This window comes from Amycolatopsis tolypomycina (assembly GCF_900105945.1).
GTDB classification, from domain to species: Bacteria; Actinomycetota; Actinomycetes; order Mycobacteriales; family Pseudonocardiaceae; genus Amycolatopsis; species Amycolatopsis tolypomycina.
In genome coordinates, this window is record NZ_FNSO01000004.1 from 1616385 (window position 1) to 1634846 (window position 18462).

The following is an 18462-nucleotide window of genomic DNA, read 5'->3' on the forward strand; positions in this document are numbered from 1 at the left end:
CCTTCCGTTGGTCGTTCGCTGTCGATCATGCCGGAAACCGGAAACGGCCCCCGCCGCAGCGGGGGCCGTCTCCGGGGAAAGCACGTCAGGCGAGGGCCGCGTCCATGGTGATCGTCGTGCCCGCCAGTGCCTTCGACACCGGGCACGTCTTCTCCGCCGTCTCCGCGTACTCCGCGAACTGCTCCGCCGTCACGCCCGGGATCGACGCGCGCAGGGTGATCGCGATGCCGCTGATCTCGAAGCCGCCGCCCTTGGCCGGGCCGAGCGTCACCTCCGCGCTCACGTCGATCGAGTCCGCGGTGAGCTGGTGGGACTCGAGCACGCCCGACAGGTTCATCGCCAGGCACGACGAGTGCGCCGCCGCGATGAGCTCCTCGGGGCTGGTCTGGCCGTCCGGGTTGCCCGCCCGGGTGGGGAACGAGACCGCGAACGTGCCCGCGTTGGACGAGTCCAGCGTGACCTCGCCCTTCCCGCTGTTCAGTCCGCCGACCCAGTGGGTGGTGGCGTCACGGCTGGGCATAAAGCCTCCTCAATGCTCGGATGAATACGCGGCGGCCGAGGCTGTCAGCCGCCGCAGGGTCCTGATCAGTTCCCGCCGCGCGGTGTCGTCGAGGCCCAGCGCGCAGCCGATCGCCGAGGGAACACCGGCGGCGCGCTCGCGCACCGCCCGGCCCTCGCCGGTCAGGCTGATCACCACGGTGCGTTCGTCCGCGGGCAGTCGCGTCCGCGTCACCAGCCCGTTGGCCTCGAGTCGTTTGAGCAGCGGGGAAAGCGTGCCGTAGTCCAGGTGCAGCGCCTCGCCGATCTCCTTGACCGGCCGGTCGTCGGACTCCCACAGCACCAGCAGCACCAGGTACTGCGGGTAGGTGAGACCCAGTTCGCCGAGCAGGGGACGGTAGGTGTCCGTCACCGCGCGCGACGCCGCGTAGAGCGCGAAGCAGGTTTGCTCGTCCAGGAGGAACTCATCGGGCACGTCCGCAAACCTAGCCCACGATTACATCGTGCGCAAGGTATTTGGGAAAACCTGTCGGTGGTGCCTGGCAGACTCCCGGCCATGACCGAACGACCCGAGCGCCCGGCCGTCCCGCTGACCGGCGGCGAGCGCGAAATCCTCACCAGCCTGCTCGACTACCACCGCGCCACCGTCGCGTGGAAGGCCGGCGGCCTCACCGGCGACCAGGCCCGGCGAGCGCACCTGCCCAGCGAACTCACCACCGTCGCCGGGCTCGTCGCGCACCTCACGCTCAACGAGTGGTTCTGGTTCGGCGTGGTCGTCGACGGCGAGGAGGACACCTGGGCGGAGAAGCTCGAGCAGGACCCGGACGCCGAGTTCCGGGTCCCGCCCGGGACCACCGTCGAACAGCTCCTCGCGGACTACGAGAAGCAGTGCGCCCGCAGCCGCGAGATCATCGCCGCGCACGGCCTCGACGACGAAGTCACGCACAAGGACGAGACCTTCAACGTCCGCTGGGTGCTCACGCACATGATCGAGGAGACCGCCCGGCACGTCGGCCACCTCGATGTCCTGCGCGAGCTGACCGACGGCCTCACCGGGGAGTGACCTTCTTCGGCGGCAGCGGGAAGAAGCCGCTGGTTCGCTCGACGTAGTGCGCGTACGCCGGGCGGGTGCGGGCCATTCCTTTCTCCAGCAACGGTTTCCCCGTGCCGCGGGCCAGGGTGAACGTCATCGCCACGGGGGAGAGGATCGTCGCCGCGCCCGGCCACGTCGAACACGCCAGGAGGTACAGGCCCCACCAGACGCACGCGTCGCCGAAGTAGTTCGGGTGCCGGGTGTAGCGCCACAACCCCGTGTCCAGCACGCGGCCGCGGTTGGCCGGGTCGGCCTTGAAGCGGCGGAGCTGGTCGTCGCCGATCGTCTCGAACGCGAAGCCGACCAGCCACACCGCGATCCCGAGCCAGCCGAGCACGCCGATCCCGGTGCCGTCCACCGCGAACTGCACCGGCAGCGAAACGAAGTACAGCACCACGGCCTGGAACAGGTACACGCGCACGAACATCTTCGCCGGCCCGTGGCCCATCCGCGCGTACCGCGGGTCCTCCGGCAGCTTGTGGTTGCGCAGGTGCAGGTGCACCGAAAGCCGCACGCCCCAGACGACCGTCAGGAGCACCACCACGACCCGCAGGGAGAGCGGGCCGTCGCCGAACGGGAAGGCGGCGACCGCGACGATCGCGAAGCCGAGCCCCCAGAACGTGTCGATCGTGTCGTAGCGACGGCGCGCCCGCGCGATCGCGAAGGTCACGGCCACCGCCACGAGGGTGACGGCGGCCGTGACGAGCAGCTGCGGCATCGTCACCACTCCCGCGTCGCGGGCATGCCGCTGGTGCCGTCGGAGTGCGGCCGCGCCGCCAGGACCTGGTCCACGCCCATCCGGTTCTCCTCGAACGCCAGCGCCCCGCCCACCAGGTACAGCCGCCACACCCGCGCGCCCGTCTCCCCGATGAGCGCGACGACGTCGGCCCAGTTCTCCTCCAGGGTGGCGGCCCAGGCCCGGACCGTCCACACGTAGTGCTCGCGCAGCGCGTGCACGTCCCGGACCTCGAGGCCTGCCGTCTCCAGGTGGTCGATCGTCCGGCCGACCGGGCGCATCGTCATGTCCGGCGCGATGTACCGCTCGATGAACGCGCCGCCGCCGGGGGCGACCTGCCCGCGGGACATCTGCTGGAGCAGCACCCGCCCGCCCGGCTTCACCATCCGGTGCAGCGTCGCCGCGTACGCCGGGTAGTTGACTTCGCCGACGTGCTCGCCCATCTCGATCGACGCGACCGCGTCGAACGGCGCGTCCGGCAGCTCCCGGTAGTCCTGGCGGCGCACCTCGACGCGGTCCTCGAGGTCGTGCTGGGCGAGCCGGCCGCGGATGTGCTGCAGCTGCTCGGCCGAGAGCGTGATGCCGACGGCCTCGACGCCGTGGTGCTTCGCGGCGTGGACGAGCAGCGAGCCCCAGCCGCAGCCGACGTCCAGCAGCCGCATGCCCGGTCGCAGCCCCAGCTTGCGGCAGATCAGCTCCAGCTTGTCGTGCTGGGCCTGTTCGAGGGGCTGCTCGGGGGAGGTGAAGTACGCGCACGAATACGCCATCGACTCGTCCAGCAGCAGCTGGTAGAAGGCGTTGCTCAGGTCGTAGTGGTGGGCGATGGCCGAGCGGTCGCGCAGCAGGCTGTGCAGCTTCCCGGACAGCCGGGCCTCCTCGGCGGGCGGCTTCGGCGGCAGCCCGGCGACGCCGAGCCGGGCGGCCAGCCGGACGGCTTCGGCCCACTCGCGCGGCCCCACCTTCACCCGGTTCAGCTCCCCTGAGCGGGTCAGCGCCCAGATCCGGCGGAAGCCGTCCGCCAGGTCGCCTTCGACGTCGAGGTCGCCGGTGACGTAGGCGCGGGCGAGCCCCAGCTCGCCGGGCGCGTAGAGCAGGCGGCGCAGGGCACGGCGGTTGCGGAGCACGACGGTGGGCGCGTCCGCCGGGCCGGCGCGGGTGCCGTCCCAGGTCCGCAGGCCCACGGGGAGGGGCCCGCCGAGCAGTTTCGCGGCGAACGAGGCGAGGTGGTGCGCGGTGGTGTGCGGCATGCCCGGGATTCGCTCCGCTCCCCGCGGTGGATTGGTCGCCCGGTCCGGCAATCCGGCCGGGCCGCGGTCCCGAAGCACCGGTGTGGAGATCACGGGAGAACGCATCGGCGTCATCGGCAGCGGGGTGGCCGGACTGACCGCCGCATACCTGCTGCAGCGCAAGTACGAGGTTCTGCTGTTCGAGGCCGACGACCGCCTGGGCGGGCACGCGCACACGCACGACGTGCCGAGCACCCACGGCGGCACCGTCGGCGTGGACTCCGGCTTCATCGTCCACAACGAGCGCACCTACCCGACCCTGCTGAAACTCTTCGGCGAGCTGGGGGTGCACACCCGCGACACCGAGATGTCGATGAGCATCCGCTGCGACGGCTGCGGCCTGCAGTACGCCGGCGCCAAGGGCCTGGCCGGGCTGTTCGCGCAGCGCGGCAACGCCGTCCGCGGCCGGTACCTGCGGATGCTGGCCGAGGTGAAGCGGTTCCACCGGCACGCGAAGCGGCTGCTGGCGGCGCCGGACGCCGGCGACGTCACGCTCGGCGCGTTCCTCGCCATCGGCGGCTACACCCGCTACTTCGTCGACCACTTCATGCTGCCGCTGGTGTCCACGGTCTGGTCCGCCGACCGCGCCGACACGCTGCGGTACCCGGCGCGGTACCTGTTCGAGTTCCTCCGCAACCACGGCATGCTCTCGGTGAAGGACTCGCCCGCCTGGCGGACCGTCGTGGGCGGCTCGCGCGAGTACGTCGAGCTCGCGGCGAAGCAGCTGACGGCGGTGCACCTGTCGACGCCGGTGCGGTCGGTGCTGCGGACCGCCGGCGGCGTCGAGATCCGCGACGACGCCGACACGCCGCACCGCGTCGACAAGGTCGTCGTCGCCACGCACGCCGACCAGGCCCTCGCCCTGCTGGCCAACCCGACCGCCGCCGAGCGCGCGGTGCTCGGCGCGTTCCGGTACTCGGAGAACGAGGCCTGGCTGCACACCGACACGAGCGTCCTGCCCTCGCTGCCCGACGCCAGGGCCGGCTGGAACTACCGCGCCCCCGTCTGCGGCGCGCCCACCGGCGCGGTCCAGGTCAGCTACGACATGAACCGCCTGATGCGGCTCGACGAGGCGACCGGCTACGTCGTCACGCTCAACCCCGGCGACGGCCCCGGCGAGGAGCACGTCGTGGCGCGGATGCGGTACGAACACCCGGTCTACACGCCGGAATCCGTTGCCGCGCAACGCCGGCTGCCCGAGCTCAACGACGGCGTCGTCGCGTACGCGGGCGCCTACCACGGCTGGGGCTTCCACGAGGACGGCTGCGCCTCGGGCGCCCGGGCCGCGGAAAGCCTGGGGATGACGTGGTGACGAACGCGCTCTACGACGCCACGGTCGCGCACGTGCGGCGGATCGACCCGCCGCACGCCTTCGCCCACCGCGTGTACCTGTGGCGGGTCGACCTGGACGACCTCCCGCGGCTGCCGTGGTGGCTGCGGCCCTTCGCGCGGTTCGACCACCGCGATCACTTCGTCGCCGGGGATCCGCGCGGGATCCGGGAAAAGCTGGACGCCTGGCTCGCCGAACGCGGCGTCGACCTGCGCGGCGGGCAGGTCGTCATGCTGGCCGCCGCGCGGGTGCTCGGGTACGTGTTCAACCCGATCAGCGTCTACTGGTGCCACGACCCGGACGGGCGCCTCGCGTGCGTCGTCGCCGAGGTGCACAACACCTACGGCGGCCGCCACGCCTACCTGCTGCACCCCGACGAAGCCGGGCTCGCCCGCGCGGCCAAGGAGTTCTACGTCTCGCCGTTCCAGGAAATGGACGGCGAGTACCGGATGCGGCTGCCGCGCCCGGAGGCCCTGCTCGACCTCACGGTCGCGTTGCGGCGCGGGACGGCCACGCCGCTGGTCGCTACGCTGCGGGGAGTTCGCCGCCCGGTGAACCCGCGGTGGCTGGCCCGGCTGGTCCTGGCCCGGCCGCTGCTCCCGCAGCGGGTGTCCGCGCTGATCCGCCGCCACGGCGTCACGCTGTGGCTGCGCAAGGCCGCGGTCGTGCCGCGTACCCCGCAGAACGCCGGAGGACAGCTGCATGGATGAGCCGGCCCGCCCGCGCCGGATGGCGCCGGTGCCTTCCGAGACCCCGGCCGGCCCGACCCCGGAAGAACTCATGATCCGCGTCGCCAAGGGCGACGAGCGGGCCTTCGAGCTGCTCTACGACCAGTTCGCCGGGCCGATCTACGGCCTCGTCCGGCGGATCGTGCGCGACGCGGCCCAGTCCGAAGAGGTCGCCCAGGAGGTCCTCGTCGAGCTGTGGCGCACCGCGACGCGGTACGCCCCCGACAAGGGCTCGGCGCTCAACTGGGCGATGACGCTGGCCCACCGCCGCGCCGTCGACCGCGTCCGCTCGGCCCGCGCCAGCACCGAACGCGAGCAGAAGGCGACCTTCGAAGCCGCCCGCGGCCGTCCGTTCGACGAGGTCGCCGAGTCCGTCACCGCGCGGCTCGAACGCTCCCAGGTGCGCCGGTGCCTGTCCTTCCTGACCGACCTGCAGCGCGAATCGGTGCTGCTCGCCTATTACCAGGGCTATACGTATCGCGAGGTGGCCGAAGTGCTGTCGACGCCGCAAGGAACCATCAAGACGCGGCTGCGGGACGGCCTGATCCGCCTGCGGGACTGCCTGGGGGTGACCGCTTGAGCACACCGGAGATGCACACCCTGGCCGGTGCCTTCGCGCTCGACGCCGTCAACGACGTCGAGCGCGCGGAGTTCGCCCGCCACCTCGAGCAGTGCGACTCGTGCACCCAGGAGGTCGCCGAGCTGCGCGCGACCGCGGCCCGGCTGGGCGCGGCGATGGCCGAGGAGCCGCCGCCGGAGTTCAAGGACCGGGTGCTGGCCGCCATGCACGCCACCCGGCAGCTGCCGCCGCGGACCCGGCCCGGCTCGCCCGACCGGCACCGCCGCTCGGCGCGGGCTCCCCGCTGGGCGGTGATCGTGGCGGCCGCGGCCGCCGTCGTCGGGCTCGCCGCGGGCGGGGTGTTCGGCGGGATCGCGCTGACCCAGCGGCAGGAGCTGCAGGCCGCGCAGAGCCGCCTCGACCAGGCGAAACAGCAGTTCGCGCCGGTGGCGGCGCTGCTCGCGGCGCCGGACGCGAAGACCGCGCACGGCGAGGCACCGATCGGCGGCGGCGTCACCGTAGTGGTGTCGCGGTCGCTGAACCGGATGATGGTGATGGACGCGGGCCTGCCGTCGCAGCCGGGCGGGAAGGTCTACGAAGCCTGGCTGATCACCGGCAAGGACGCGCCGCGCTCGGCCGGCGTGATCGCGGCCGCGGACCAGGGCGGCCTGGTCGTCGCCGACGGCGTCGGCAGTGCCGACAAGGTGGCGGTGAGCGTCGAACCGCCCGGTGGATCGGCCACCGGAGCGCCGTCGGAAGTCCTCATGAGCATGCCCGCGCCCGCCTGATCGGCAGGCCATACCAGATCGGCCGGGAGCGGTGCTCGCGGCCCGTCGCTCTTGCGCGCTCGAAGGTGTTGTGGCAAAACACCTTTGCGACACACGGCGTGCCTACTGGATTAGAGCCTGCCTGGTGCCTACCGTCCTGCCTAACGTCGGCGGTTGACATAACTCTCGATCTGGGGTTGAGGTCGAGGGTTTGATCTTCGGCCGGCGGGCTGTACGGGCACAACGATCAGGAAGGCGGACTTCGATGACGCCCCCGCACAACTACCTTGCGGTGATCAAGGTGGTCGGCATCGGCGGTGGCGGCGTGAACGCCGTGAACCGCATGATCGAGGTCGGCCTCAAGGGTGTCGAGTTCATCGCGGTGAACACCGACGCGCAGGCACTGCTCATGTCCGACGCCGACGTCAAGCTGGACATCGGCCGCGAGCTGACCCGTGGCCTCGGCGCGGGCGCCGCCCCCGAGGTCGGCCAGAAGGCCGCCGAAGACCACCGCGAAGAGATCGAAGAGGTCATCAAGGGCGCCGACATGGTGTTCGTGACCGCGGGTGAGGGCGGCGGCACGGGGACCGGCGGCGCGCCGGTCGTCGCGCAGATCGCCCGCAAGCTGGGCGCGCTGACCATCGGCGTCGTGACCCGCCCGTTCACCTTCGAGGGCAAGCGGCGCGGCAAGCAGGCCGAAGAGGGCATCCAGGCGCTGCGCAACGAGTGCGACACGCTCATCGTGATCCCCAACGACCGGCTGCTGCAGCTCGGCGACATCGGCGTCTCGCTGATGGACGCGTTCCGCTCCGCGGACGAGGTGCTGCTCTCCGGTGTCCAGGGCATCACCGACCTGATCACCACCCCGGGCCTGATCAACCTCGACTTCGCCGACGTCAAGAGCGTCATGTCCGGCGCGGGCTCCGCGCTGATGGGCATCGGCTCCGCGCGCGGCGAGGGCCGGGCCATCCAGGCCGCGGAGAAGGCGATCAACTCGCCGCTGCTGGAGGCGTCGATGGACGGCGCCCACGGCGCGCTGCTGTCCATCGCCGGCGGCTCCGACCTGGGCCTGTTCGAGATCAACGAGGCCGCGTCGCTGGTGCAGGAGTCCGCGCACCCGGACGCCAACATCATCTTCGGCACGATCATCGACGACTCCCTCGGCGACGAGGTCCGCGTCACGGTGATCGCCGCCGGGTTCGACGCCGGCGCGCCGACGCACAAGAAGCTGGACCCGTCGACGTTCGGCTCGCGCTCTTCGTCGACAACGGCTTCGGCCTCGGCGGGGCAGGTCTCGAACCCGCCGACGCCGCCGTCGGGTGCCACCCCGGTCCCGTCGGCGGGCAGCTCCGGCTACCCGGTGGCGCCGCCGCGCACGCACTCGTCGCTCCCGCCTGCCGGCGGCAGCCAGCCGCCCGGCGGGCTGCCGCAGCCCGGCGGCGGCTCGCGCGGCTACTCGCCGCTCGGCTCCAACGCCACGCAGGGCAGCCTGCCCGGCCGCGCGATGCCGGTGCACGACGACCCGTCGGACGACGAGGTCGACGTCCCGCCGTTCATGCGGCGCTAGCCACCACCGCTGAAGGCCGTCACCCGCGAACTAGAGTCGGGGGTGATGGCCTTCGGCAACTTCGGAGGTCTGGCTCACCTTGTTGGCCGGCCGCCAGCGCCCCAATGTGGCGTTCGGTGCGTTGGACGCACCGAACGCCACATTGGGTGCGTTGGACGCAACCAACGCCACATTGGGGCGCTCGGGGCCGGGACTTCATTGACGTCCAGGAGGATTCGTGCGGGTTCGGCGAGTGGTCACGACCAGGGCGGGCGGGGCGTCACGGCCGCCGTACGACAGCTTCAACCTGGGTGATCACGTCGGCGACGACGAGGGCAACGTCTACGCCAACCGCAAGCGGCTGGCGAGCGAGCTGGGCCTGGCCGAGGACAAGCTGGCCTGGATGGAACAGGTCCACGGCCGGACGGCGACCATCGTCGACGGCACCGAGACCGCCGCGGCGGAGGCGACCGACGCCCTGGTGACCGCGACCCCGGGCGTCGCGCTCGTGGTGCTGGTCGCCGACTGCGTCCCGATCCTGCTGGCCGATGCCGAGGCCGGGGTGGTCTCGGCGGTGCACGCGGGCCGGGTCGGCACGCGCGTCGGCGTCGTCCCGGCGGCGATCAAGGCCATGCGGGAAGTGGGCGCCGAACCGCACCGCATCGAGGCGCTGCTCGGCCCGGCCATCTGCGGCGACTGCTACGAGGTCCCCGCCGAAATGGCCGCCGACGTGGAGAAACACGTCCCCGGCACCGCCTGCAAGACCCGCAAGGGCACCCCCGGGCTCGACCTGCGCGCCGGGCTCTGGCGGCAGCTCGCCGACCTGGGCGTCGGCAAGATCGGCGTCGACCCGCGGTGCACGAACGAGGACAAGACGCTGTTCAGCTACCGCCGCGACGGGACCACCGGGCGGATCGCCGGCATCACCTGGATCGAGGCATGACCTCGCGGAAGGCCGAGCTGGCCGAGAACCTGCGCGAGGTCGAGGAGCGGATCGCCGCCGCCTGCCGGGCCGCCGGGCGCGCCCGGGACGAGGTGAAGCTGATCGCGATCACGAAGACGTTCCCCGCGTCCGACGTCGCCCTGCTGGCCGAGCTCGGCGTCACCGATGTGGGGGAGAACCGCGACCAGGAGGCCGGCCCGAAAGCCGCCGAAGTCCCCGGGCTGCGGTGGCACATGGTCGGCCGGCTGCAGCGGAACAAGGCGCGGTCCGTGGTCGGCTGGGCACACGAAGTGCAGTCCGTCGATTCCGCGCGGCTTGCCGACGCGCTCGCCAAGGGCGTGCGTGCGGTTCGCGACGCCCAGATACGTGACGAACCCCTCGACGTGCTCATCCAGGCCAGCCTCGACGACGACCCCGAGCGCGGCGGCTGCCCGCTCGGCGAGCTGGGCGCGCTGGCCGACCGGATCGCGCAGAGCGAAGAGCTGCGGCTTCGCGGCCTGATGGCCGTCGCGCCGCTGGGTGCCGACCCGGCTGCCGCCTTCGAGCGGCTGGCGCGTGCCGCCGAAAGGCTCCGCAAAGATCACCCGAATGCCGCAGACGTGTCCGCCGGGATGAGCCATGATCTCGAACAGGCGATCACGCACGGCTCGACCTGTGTGCGTGTCGGAACCGCGTTGCTCGGTGGACGCGGTTTAGCCTCGCCGTAGGGAGCTCGCGCGGTCGTCACGTTTCGTGTCCGCCCGCGCGGGGCACTGACGGCGTGGAGAGAAGTCAGTGCGGGAGCGGCTAGGGCTAGGGAGAGGCATGAGCGCGCTGCAGAAGCTGAAGGCCTACTTCGGGATGGTGCCCGCTGACGACGACGGCTACGACGACGGGGACGACTACCGGCGCGGTTACGACGACGACTACGACTCCTACGAGGAGCCGGCCCCGCGGTCGTCGCGTTCACGGTACCGCGAGGTCGACGACACGTACGACGAGCCCGTCAGCCGCAGTCGGTCACGCTCCGTGTCCAGTGCCGAGCCCGCTGTCCACGGCGCTCTCGCCATGGATCGGCAGCCGGGGCCGGTGGCGCGGCTGCGCCCGGTCGTCGAGCCGGTCGTGCGCCAGCCGGTGCGTGACCCGTTGAGCCGCATCACCACGCTGCACCCGACCAGTTACGCGGAGGCGCGGGCGATCGGGGAGCACTACCGCGAGGGCATCCCGGTGATCATGAACCTCACCGAGATGGAGAACGCGGACGCGAAGCGGCTCGTCGACTTCGCCGCCGGGCTGGCGTTCGCGCTCAGAGGGTCGATGGACAAGGTCACCAACAAGGTGTTCCTTCTCTCACCGCCCGATGTGGATGTCACGGCGGAAGACCGTCGGCGGATTGCCGAGGGCGGATTGTTTTTGCGGGGCTGAAGTCGCCCGGACCGCTGAGCGCAAGCAGACGTGACTTTGCCGACCCGATCCAGGGTCGGCCCCCTCAACTGCGTCTTCGGAGAGGACGCCCGGTTAGAGTAGGTACGTGGAAGCTGTGTGGCTGGTCGTCTGGTACGTGCTGTTCGCCTTCTGGCTGCTGCTGACGGCGCGGATCGTGGTCGAACTCGTCCGGACCTTCGCGCGTGAGTGGCATCCGGCCGGAGGGGTTGCGGTCACGCTCGAGACCATCTACACAGTGACGGACCCGCCGGTCCGGTTGTTCAGACGGATCATTCCGATGGTTCGGATCGGCGGCGTCGGACTGGACTTGTCGATTATGGTGCTGCTGTTGGTTGTGTTCTTCGCGATGCAACTGGCGACTCCTCCAAGTTGATCGGGGAGACTTGAGGTGGACCCTGCAGGCCATGGAGTGCGTGAGGTGATCTGATGTCGTTGACCCCCGCTGACGTGCATAACGTCGCGTTCAGCAAGCCGCCCATCGGCAAGAGGGGCTACAACGAGGACGAGGTGGACGCGTTCCTCGACCTGGTGGAGACCGAGCTGGCCCGGTTGATCGAGGACAACAACGAGCTGCGCCAGCAGATGGAACAGCTCGACGCGGAGCTCGAGTCGACCCGCAGCGAGCTGGAGAACGCCAAGGCGAACGTCGGCGCGCCCCCGATGCGCGAAGAGCCGTCGCGGCGCCTGGCGCCGGTGCCGCCGCCGCAGTCGGCCATGGAGCAGACCCAGGCGCACTCGATGGTCGGTGACAGCACCGAGCCGAACGTGCAGGCCGCCAAGGTCCTGGGCCTGGCCCAGGAGATGGCCGACCGGCTGACCGCCGAGGCGAAGACCGAGTCCGACGGGATGCTGGCCGAGGCCCGCACCAAGTCCGAGCAGCTGCTTTCGGACGCCCGGGCGAAGTCCGACTCGATGGTCAACGAGGCGCGCACCCGCGTCGACACGATGCTGAACGACGCGCGGACCCGTGCCGAGACGCTGGAGCGCCAGGCGCGTGACAAGGCGACGACGCTGGAGCGCGAGTCGCAGCGGAAGTACACCGAGACGATGAACAGCCTGAACTCCGAGAAGAGCGGGCTGGGCAAGAAGATCGAAGAGCTGCGCACGATCGAGCGGGAGTACCGCACGAGGCTGCGCGGGTTCCTCGAGTCCCAGCTGCGCGAGCTCGACGACCGCGGATCCGCGGCCCCCGCGTCGGCGTCGTCGAACTCCGGGCAGTCGTCCGGTTCGTCGAGCGGCGGCCAGGGCTACTCGTTCGGTCCGCGCGCGGAAGCCGGCTGAGTTTTGTTCTGAACCGTGGCGCACCCCGCTTCCGGGGTGTGCCACGGTTCGGAGTCGATCCGGTACCACCCGTGGGCGGGTCGTGGTCGGCTCCCGCGTCGTTCGTGCTGTAATGCAGCGTGCTTTACATCGTGCTGATCCTGGTACTGGCGGCTCTGGGGTTGCTCGTCACGGCGCTGATGACGGCTTCTTCGCTGTGGGCGTGGGTGTCGATCGGCCTTTCGGTGCTGGCCGGCCTGCTCCTGGTCGCCGACTGGCTGCGCCGCCGTCGCCGCTCCGCCGCACCGGCCGCCGCTCCTCCCTCGGCGCCGGATTCGGAGCCCGAGCCCGAGCCGGCACCGGCCGAGGAGCAGACCACCCTGATCCCGGCCACCGGTGACCTGGGCGACCCGGCCGAAACGCCCGAGCCGGCCGACGCTTCAGCCGAGGCCGAAACAACGGCCGATTCCGACCCGGGGGTCGAAGAAACCCCGGAGGAGGACGTCGCGGTCCTGGCCGACCTCGAGGACGAGGTCGTGGTGGTCGACGAGCACCCCCGCTACCACCTGCGCACCTGCACCTGGCTCGGCACCCGCGACACGATCCCGATCGGCGTCGGCGAAGCCCGCCAGCTCGGCTTCACCCCCTGCGACGTCTGCCGCCCCGACGCCACCCTGGTCGCCGCCCACCGCTGACCCGTGATTGAAGCCGGATCCCGCGTGATTGAAGCCGGATCTCGCGAGTTACGGGCCCAATCACGTGAGTTACGGGCCTGATCACGCGAGATCCGGGTTGCAGGCGGCCAGGCCCAGGTGGGTTTCCAGCGCCTGCGCGCCTTCCGGAGTCAGCCGGAGTGCGCGGTGGGCGTGGGCGCGCCGCGTCACCCAGCCCGCGTCGAGGAACCGCGTGGCCACCGCCGCACCCAGCGCGCCCGCGAGGTGGTGCCGCTGCTCGCTCCAGTCCAGGCAGAACTTCAGCAGCGGACGCCGCCCGGCCGCCACGACATCCAGATCCACGCCCAGCGAGCCGAACACCGGAGTGGCCGCAGGGCCCAGCGTGTACGGGTGTTCGTGCAGCGGCGCCGAAATCCGGTCGCCCGGACGCCGTCGCGTGTCGGCGGGACCGGACAGCGCACCCCGCGCCAGCAACGCCGCTGTGACCGCGACCCCGAGCCGGCCCGCGAGGTGGTCGTAGCACGTCCGGGCGGTGCGCAACGCCTCCGCCCGCGTCCCTTCGCGCAACGACGTCACCGGGTGGGACGGCGAGTACCGCGCCAATGTCTCCAACAGCTCGGCGGTGTCCGGGCCGGCCAGCCGGTAGAACCGGTGCCGTCCCGACTTCTCGGCGACGACCAGTCCCGCCGTCCGCAGCTTCGCCAGGTGCGCGCTGACGCCCTGCGCCGACAGCCGCGCTTCCGCGGCCAGCACGGACGCCGCCAGCGCCCGGCCGTCGGCGAGCGCGAGCAGCACGCGGACCCGCGCCGGGTCCGCGAACAACGCGGCCGTGCGCGCGATGTCGGCGTCTCCCTGCACTTCCCCAGGGTGCCCCCGGCACGCTTCCACCCAAACGGAAGTGTCCACGCGGTCTGCTGGGGACATGCTCCTGCTCACCATGTGCGCCGGGATGTTCCTGGTGCAGCTGGACGTCACGGTCGTCAACGTCGCCCTGCCCAGCATCGGCACCGACCTCGCCGCGCTGCAGTGGGTGGTCGACGGCTACTCCGTCACCCTGGCCGCGTTCCTGCTCACCGGCGGCGCCCTGGGCGATGTCTTCGGCCACCGCCGGGTCGTCCTCACCGGCTTCGCGCTCTTCGGCGCGGCGTCGGCCGCGTGCGGGCTGGCCGGCCCGGTCCCGTGGCTCGTCGCCGCCCGCGCCGGCCAGGGCCTGGGCGCGGCCTTGCTGCTGCCCGGCACGCTCGCCGTGATCACGAAGGCCCATCCGGGACGCGCCGAGCGGGCGCGGGCCCTCGGGATCTGGGCCGGGGTTTCGGCGCTGGCCTTGGCGGCGGGCCCGGTGCTGGGCGGCGCGATCGTCTCGGCGACGGGCTGGCGGCCGGTGTTCTGGCTCAACGTCCCGGTCGTCCTCGCGGCCGCCTTCGCGACACGGCGGCTCGTGCCCCGCGGCGGACGCGTGCCCGGGCGGCGGATCGACGTCGCCGGCGTCGTCACGGCGGCGCCTGCTCTCGGCGCCGGCGTGTACGCGGTCATCGCCGGGAGCGCGGTGGCCGGGATCCTCGCGGCCGCCGCGCTCGCCGCCTTCGTGGCCGTGGAACGCCGCTCGTCCGATCCCATGCTGCCCCCGGACGTCGTCCGCCGGACCCGCGGCCCGAACTTCGTCGCGGCGGCGATGAACTTCACCGGCATCGGGACGATCCTCGTGCTGACGCTGTACCTGCAGAACGTCAGGCACGCGTCGCCGTTCGAAGCCGGGCTCGAAGTGGTGCCGCTGTTCGGCCCGCTCTCGCTGCTGGCGCCGGTCGCCGGCCGGCTCACCGGCCGCTTCGGCCCGCGCCCCCTGATGGTCGCCGGGCTCGCACTGGGCGTGCTCGGGATGCTGAACCTCCTGCTGGTGAACGAAAACAGTGGCTACCCGGCCCTGCTGCCGACGCTGCTCGGCCTCGGGACCGGGATGGGCCTGCTGACGACGGCGGTGGTGACGGCCGCGGTCGACGGCGTCCCGCCCGAGCGCGCGGGGGTGGCGAGCGGCGTCAACAACACCGCCAGGCAGGCCGGGGGTGCGCTGGGGGTGGCGGTGCTCGGCGCGGTATCGGGCTCGGGGCCGCCCGCGGTGGGCGTCGTCGCGGCGGCGCTCTGGCTGGTCGCGATCGGCGTGACCGTACGTGCCCCTCGTGACAACCCGGTTGCGCGGGCCGGTTAACCTGGTAGGCAACACGGCATCGATCCGGCCATCACCGGGGAGCCTCCGGAAGAACCGAGCGGCAGCGCTCTCAGTAGAACCGGACGGGTACGGCCCGTGACAGCCGTCGAATGAGCGGCCCGGGAGCAACTGCCGGGCAAGCGGGGTGGTACCGCGGTGCGCCGGAAGGCGTTTCGTCCCCGTGTGGGTGACCGGGAGCCGGTCGTCCGTACGAGAGAGACGAACCGAGGAGCACCCGGATGTACCCCCAGGCCCAGCTCGGCGAAGGCGCAGGAGTCCCGTCGCAGCCGTCGTTCCCCGCCCTGGAGAAGCAGGTCCTCGCCTACTGGGAGAGCGACCGCACGTTCCAGGCGACGATCGACGCGCGCCCCGCGGGCGAAAAGGGCGAAAACGAGTACGTCTTCTACGACGGCCCGCCCTTCGCCAACGGCCTGCCGCACTACGGTCACCTCCTCACCGGGTACGTCAAGGACCTGGTGCCGCGCTACCAGACCATGAAGGGCCGCAAGGTCGAGCGCCGCTTCGGCTGGGACACCCACGGCCTGCCCGCCGAGCTCGAAGCCATGCGCCAGCTCGGCATCACCGAGACGTCCGAGATCGAAGAGATGGGCATCGCGAAGTTCAACGCGGCTTCGCAGGAGTCCGTCCTCCGCTACACCGACGAGTGGCGCGAGTACGTCACCCGCCAGGCGCGCTGGGTCGACTTCGACAACGACTACAAGACCCTCGACGTCACGTACATGGAGTCGGTGCTCTGGGCGTTCAAACGCCTGTGGGACAAGGGACTCGTCTACGAGGGCTACCGCGTCCTGCCGTACTGCTGGCGTGACGCGACGCCGCTGTCCAACCACGAACTGGGCATGGACTCCGACGTCTACCGCAACCGCCAGGACCCGGCCGTCACGGTCGGCTTCCGCCTGGAGGGCAACGGCAACGACCTCGACGGCGCCTACCTGCTCATCTGGACGACGACGCCGTGGACGCTGCCGTCCAACCTCGCCACGGCCGTGCACCCGGACGTGCAGTACGTCGTCGTCGAGCACGACGGCAAGCGGTTCGTGCTCGCCGAAGCGCGGGTTGCCGCGTACGCGCGGGAATTCGGCGAAGAGCCCACCGTGGTCGCGCACTACACGGGCGCGCAGCTGCTCGGAACCCGTTACGCGCCACCGTTCCCGTACTTCACCGGCACCGAGAACGCCCACCAGGTGCTGGCCGCCGACTACGTCACCACCGACGACGGCACCGGCATCGTCCACATCGCCCCCGCCTACGGCGCCGACGACAAGCTCGTCACCGACGCCGCCGGCATCCCGCCGGTGACGCCGGTCGACGCGCACGGCAAGTTCGACGCGACCGTGCCGGACTACGAGGGCCAGCAGGTCTTCGACGCCAACCCGAACATCGTGCGGGACCTCAAGAACGGCACCGGATCCGCGGCGCAGCAGGGCGCGGTCCTGCTGCGGCACGAGACCTACGACCACAGCTACCCGCACTGCTGGCGCTGCCGGAACCCGCTGATCTACCGCGCGGTCTCGTCGTGGTTCGTCGCGGTGACGCAGTTCAAGGACCGGATGGTCGAGCTCAACCAGCAGATCACCTGGTACCCGGAGAACGTCAAGGACGGCCAGTTCGGCAAGTGGCTGGAGAACGCCATCGACTGGTCGATCTCCCGCAACCGGTACTTCGGCACGCCGATCCCGGTGTGGCAGTCGGACAACCCCGAGTACCCGCGCACCGACGTCTACGGCTCGCTCGACGAGCTGGAGGCGGACTTCGGCGTGCGGCTGGACAACCTGCACCGGCCCTACATCGACGAGCTGACCCGGCCGAACCCGGACGACCCCACGGGTGAGTCCACCATGCGTCGCGTCCCGGACGTCCTCGACGTCTGGTTCGACTCGGGCTCGATGCCGTACGCCCAGGTGCACTACCCGTTCGAGAACGCCGAGTGGTTCGAGCACCACTACCCGAGCGACTTCATCGTCGAGTACATCGGGCAGACCCGCGGCTGGTTCTACCTGCTGCACGTGCTGGCCACGGCGCTGTTCGACCGGCCGGCGTTCCGCACCTGCGTCTCGCACGGCATCGTGCTGGGCTCGGACGGCGCGAAGATGTCGAAGTCACTGCGCAACTATCCGGACGTCAACGAGGTCTTCGAGCGCGACGGCTCCGACGCCATGCGCTGGTACCTGATGTCGAGCCCGATCCTGCGCGGCGGCAACCTCGTCGTCACCGACAAGGGCATCCGCGACGCCGTCCGCCAGGCCGTGCTGCCGCTGTGGAACTCCTACTACTTCCTCGCGCTCTACGCGAACGCCGAAGGCGTGGCCGGGAAGTGGCGCACGGACTCGCCGAACGTGCTCGACCGGTACGTCCTGGCGAAGACGCACGAGCTCGTCACGGACGTCGAGTACGCGATGGACAACTACGACGTCGCGGGCGCGTGCCAGACCGTCCGGGACTTCCTCGAGGTCCTGACGAACTGGTACGTCCGCCGCTCGCGCGACCGCTTCTGGGCGGGTGACCAGGACGCCATCGACACGCTGCACACCGTGCTGGAGGTGACGTCGCGGGTCGCGGCGCCGCTGCTGCCGCTGACCACCGAGGTCGTCTGGCGCGGGCTCACCGGCGGCCGCTCGGTGCACCTGAGCGACTGGCCGAACGCCAACGACCTGCCCGCGGACGCGGCGCTGGTGACGGCGATGGACCGGGTGCGGCAGGTGGCGTCGTCGGCGCTGTCGCTGCGGAAGGCCAACAAGCTGCGCGTGCGGCTGCCGCTGTCGTCGCTGGTCGTCGCGGCCGACGACGCCGAGACGATGGGCGCCTTCGCCGACATCCTGCGCGACGAGGTGAACGTCAAGGCGGTCGAGCTGACCACCGACGTCGCCGCGCACGGCGGGTTCGAGGTCGCGGTCAACGCCCGCGCGGCCGGTCCGCGGCTGGGCAAGGACGTCCAGACGGTGATCAAGGCCGTCAAGGCGGGGGACTGGTCGTTCCAGGGCGGCGCCGTGGTCGCGGCCGGGATCGTCCTGCAGGACGGCGAGTTCGAACGCCGGCTGGTCGCCAAGGGCGGCGGCGCGGCGGCCGAGCTGCCCGGCGGGTCCGGCCTGGTCCTGATCGACACCGAGGTGACGCCGGAGCTGGCGGCCGAAGGCCTGGTCCGCGACCTGGTCCGGGTCGTGCAGCAGGCCCGCCGCGACGCCGGGCTCGACGTCGCCGACCGGATCGCGCTGACCGTCGACGCGCCCGCCGAGGTCGTCGAAGCGGCCCGGACGCACGAGAAGTTCCTCGCGTCGGAGACGCTGGCGACATCGGTGACCTACGGCCCGGCGGGCGAAGGCTTCGCCGGCACAGTCGGGGACGGCACGAAGGTCACGGTCCTGGTCGCGAAGGCCTGATCGCCGGGGGTGGCCG

The 18462-nt window shown here is 71.5% G+C and carries 19 protein-coding genes; 14 read left to right on the forward strand and 5 right to left on the reverse strand.

Features of this window, described 5'->3' with window-relative positions; all coding sequences use genetic code 11:
* Nucleotides 1–85: 85 nt before the first annotated feature.
* Both BLW76_RS18200 and BLW76_RS18205 read right to left on the reverse strand, forming a co-directional pair.
* The gene (locus BLW76_RS18200) at nt 86–520 is read right to left on the reverse strand and encodes an OsmC family peroxiredoxin (RefSeq protein ID WP_091308790.1); all 435 of its coding nucleotides are present in this window, start codon (nt 518–520) and stop codon (nt 86–88) included.
* Between the two features lie 9 nt (nt 521–529).
* Complete coding sequence (locus tag BLW76_RS18205; RefSeq protein WP_091308792.1) at nt 530–973, reverse strand: MarR family winged helix-turn-helix transcriptional regulator; 444 nt, start codon at nt 971–973, stop codon at nt 530–532.
* Between the two features lie 81 nt (nt 974–1054).
* Between BLW76_RS18205 and BLW76_RS18210 the strand changes: the two genes are divergently transcribed.
* Nucleotides 1055–1561 (forward strand): DinB family protein, encoded by a 507-nt coding sequence (locus BLW76_RS18210; protein WP_091308794.1) that lies wholly within the window; start codon nt 1055–1057, stop codon nt 1559–1561.
* On the opposite strand, the gene BLW76_RS18215 is transcribed toward BLW76_RS18210, so the two are convergent.
* The gene (locus BLW76_RS18215) at nt 1548–2309 is read right to left on the reverse strand and encodes a DUF1295 domain-containing protein (RefSeq protein WP_208613327.1); all 762 of its coding nucleotides are present in this window, start codon (nt 2307–2309) and stop codon (nt 1548–1550) included. The genes BLW76_RS18210 and BLW76_RS18215 overlap by 14 nt on opposite strands.
* Nucleotides 2310–2311: 2 nt before the next feature.
* Nucleotides 2312–3574, reverse strand: coding sequence for an SAM-dependent methyltransferase (locus BLW76_RS18220; protein WP_091308798.1), 1263 nt, complete (start codon nt 3572–3574; stop codon nt 2312–2314).
* Nucleotides 3575–3656: 82 nt separating this feature from the next.
* On the opposite strand from BLW76_RS18220, the gene BLW76_RS18225 reads away from it, so the two are divergent.
* From BLW76_RS18225 to BLW76_RS18275, 11 genes are all read left to right on the forward strand, one after another.
* The gene (locus BLW76_RS18225; RefSeq protein WP_091308800.1) at nt 3657–4925 is read left to right on the forward strand and encodes an NAD(P)/FAD-dependent oxidoreductase; all 1269 of its coding nucleotides are present in this window, start codon (nt 3657–3659) and stop codon (nt 4923–4925) included.
* Nucleotides 4919–5653 carry a DUF1365 domain-containing protein gene (locus BLW76_RS18230; protein ID WP_091308803.1) on the forward strand — a complete coding sequence of 245 codons (735 nt, stop codon included), beginning with the start codon at nt 4919–4921 and terminating at the stop codon, nt 5651–5653. The genes BLW76_RS18225 and BLW76_RS18230 overlap by 7 nt, the downstream gene beginning before the upstream one ends.
* Nucleotides 5646–6251 (forward strand): ECF RNA polymerase sigma factor SigK, encoded by a 606-nt coding sequence (gene sigK / locus BLW76_RS18235; protein WP_143060636.1) that lies wholly within the window; start codon nt 5646–5648, stop codon nt 6249–6251. The genes BLW76_RS18230 and sigK overlap by 8 nt, the downstream gene beginning before the upstream one ends.
* Nucleotides 6248–7018, forward strand: coding sequence for an anti-sigma factor (locus tag BLW76_RS18240; protein WP_244170207.1), 771 nt, complete (start codon nt 6248–6250; stop codon nt 7016–7018). The genes sigK and BLW76_RS18240 overlap by 4 nt, the downstream gene beginning before the upstream one ends.
* 244 nt (nt 7019–7262) lie before the next feature.
* Nucleotides 7263–8564, forward strand: a complete 1302-nt coding sequence (gene ftsZ / locus BLW76_RS18245) for a cell division protein FtsZ (protein ID WP_091308810.1) — start codon at nt 7263–7265, stop codon at nt 8562–8564.
* Between the two features lie 217 nt (nt 8565–8781).
* Nucleotides 8782–9486 carry a peptidoglycan editing factor PgeF gene (gene pgeF, locus BLW76_RS18250; protein ID WP_091308812.1) on the forward strand — a complete coding sequence of 235 codons (705 nt, stop codon included), beginning with the start codon at nt 8782–8784 and terminating at the stop codon, nt 9484–9486.
* On the forward strand, nt 9483–10193 hold the full coding sequence (locus tag BLW76_RS18255) for a YggS family pyridoxal phosphate-dependent enzyme (protein WP_091308814.1): 711 nt from the start codon (nt 9483–9485) through the stop codon (nt 10191–10193). Before pgeF ends, BLW76_RS18255 begins: the two co-directional genes overlap by 4 nt.
* 97 nt (nt 10194–10290) lie before the next feature.
* Nucleotides 10291–10890, forward strand: a complete 600-nt coding sequence (locus BLW76_RS18260; RefSeq protein ID WP_091308816.1) for a cell division protein SepF — start codon at nt 10291–10293, stop codon at nt 10888–10890.
* 115 nt (nt 10891–11005) lie between these two features.
* Nucleotides 11006–11284 (forward strand): YggT family protein, encoded by a 279-nt coding sequence (locus BLW76_RS18265; RefSeq protein WP_091308819.1) that lies wholly within the window; start codon nt 11006–11008, stop codon nt 11282–11284.
* Nucleotides 11285–11337: 53 nt separating this feature from the next.
* Nucleotides 11338–12192 (forward strand): DivIVA-like cell division protein Wag31, encoded by an 855-nt coding sequence (wag31, locus tag BLW76_RS18270; RefSeq protein WP_091308822.1) that lies wholly within the window; start codon nt 11338–11340, stop codon nt 12190–12192.
* 119 nt (nt 12193–12311) lie between these two features.
* A complete protein-coding gene (locus tag BLW76_RS18275; protein WP_091308824.1) occupies nt 12312–12866 on the forward strand; it encodes a hypothetical protein in 555 nt (184 codons plus the stop codon).
* 81 nt (nt 12867–12947) lie between these two features.
* Here the strand turns inward: BLW76_RS18275 and BLW76_RS18280 are convergent, their stop codons facing one another.
* Nucleotides 12948–13703 (reverse strand): ArsR/SmtB family transcription factor, encoded by a 756-nt coding sequence (locus BLW76_RS18280; protein WP_091308827.1) that lies wholly within the window; start codon nt 13701–13703, stop codon nt 12948–12950.
* A gap of 64 nt (nt 13704–13767) precedes the next feature.
* Here BLW76_RS18280 and BLW76_RS18285 point away from each other — a divergent pair, with 64 nt between their 5' ends.
* Nucleotides 13768–15048, forward strand: coding sequence for an MFS transporter (locus tag BLW76_RS18285; RefSeq protein WP_091308828.1), 1281 nt, complete (start codon nt 13768–13770; stop codon nt 15046–15048).
* 239 nt (nt 15049–15287) lie between these two features.
* Nucleotides 15288–18446, forward strand: a complete 3159-nt coding sequence (gene ileS, locus BLW76_RS18290) for an isoleucine--tRNA ligase (RefSeq protein WP_091308831.1) — start codon at nt 15288–15290, stop codon at nt 18444–18446.
* Nucleotides 18447–18462 lie beyond the last annotated feature (16 nt).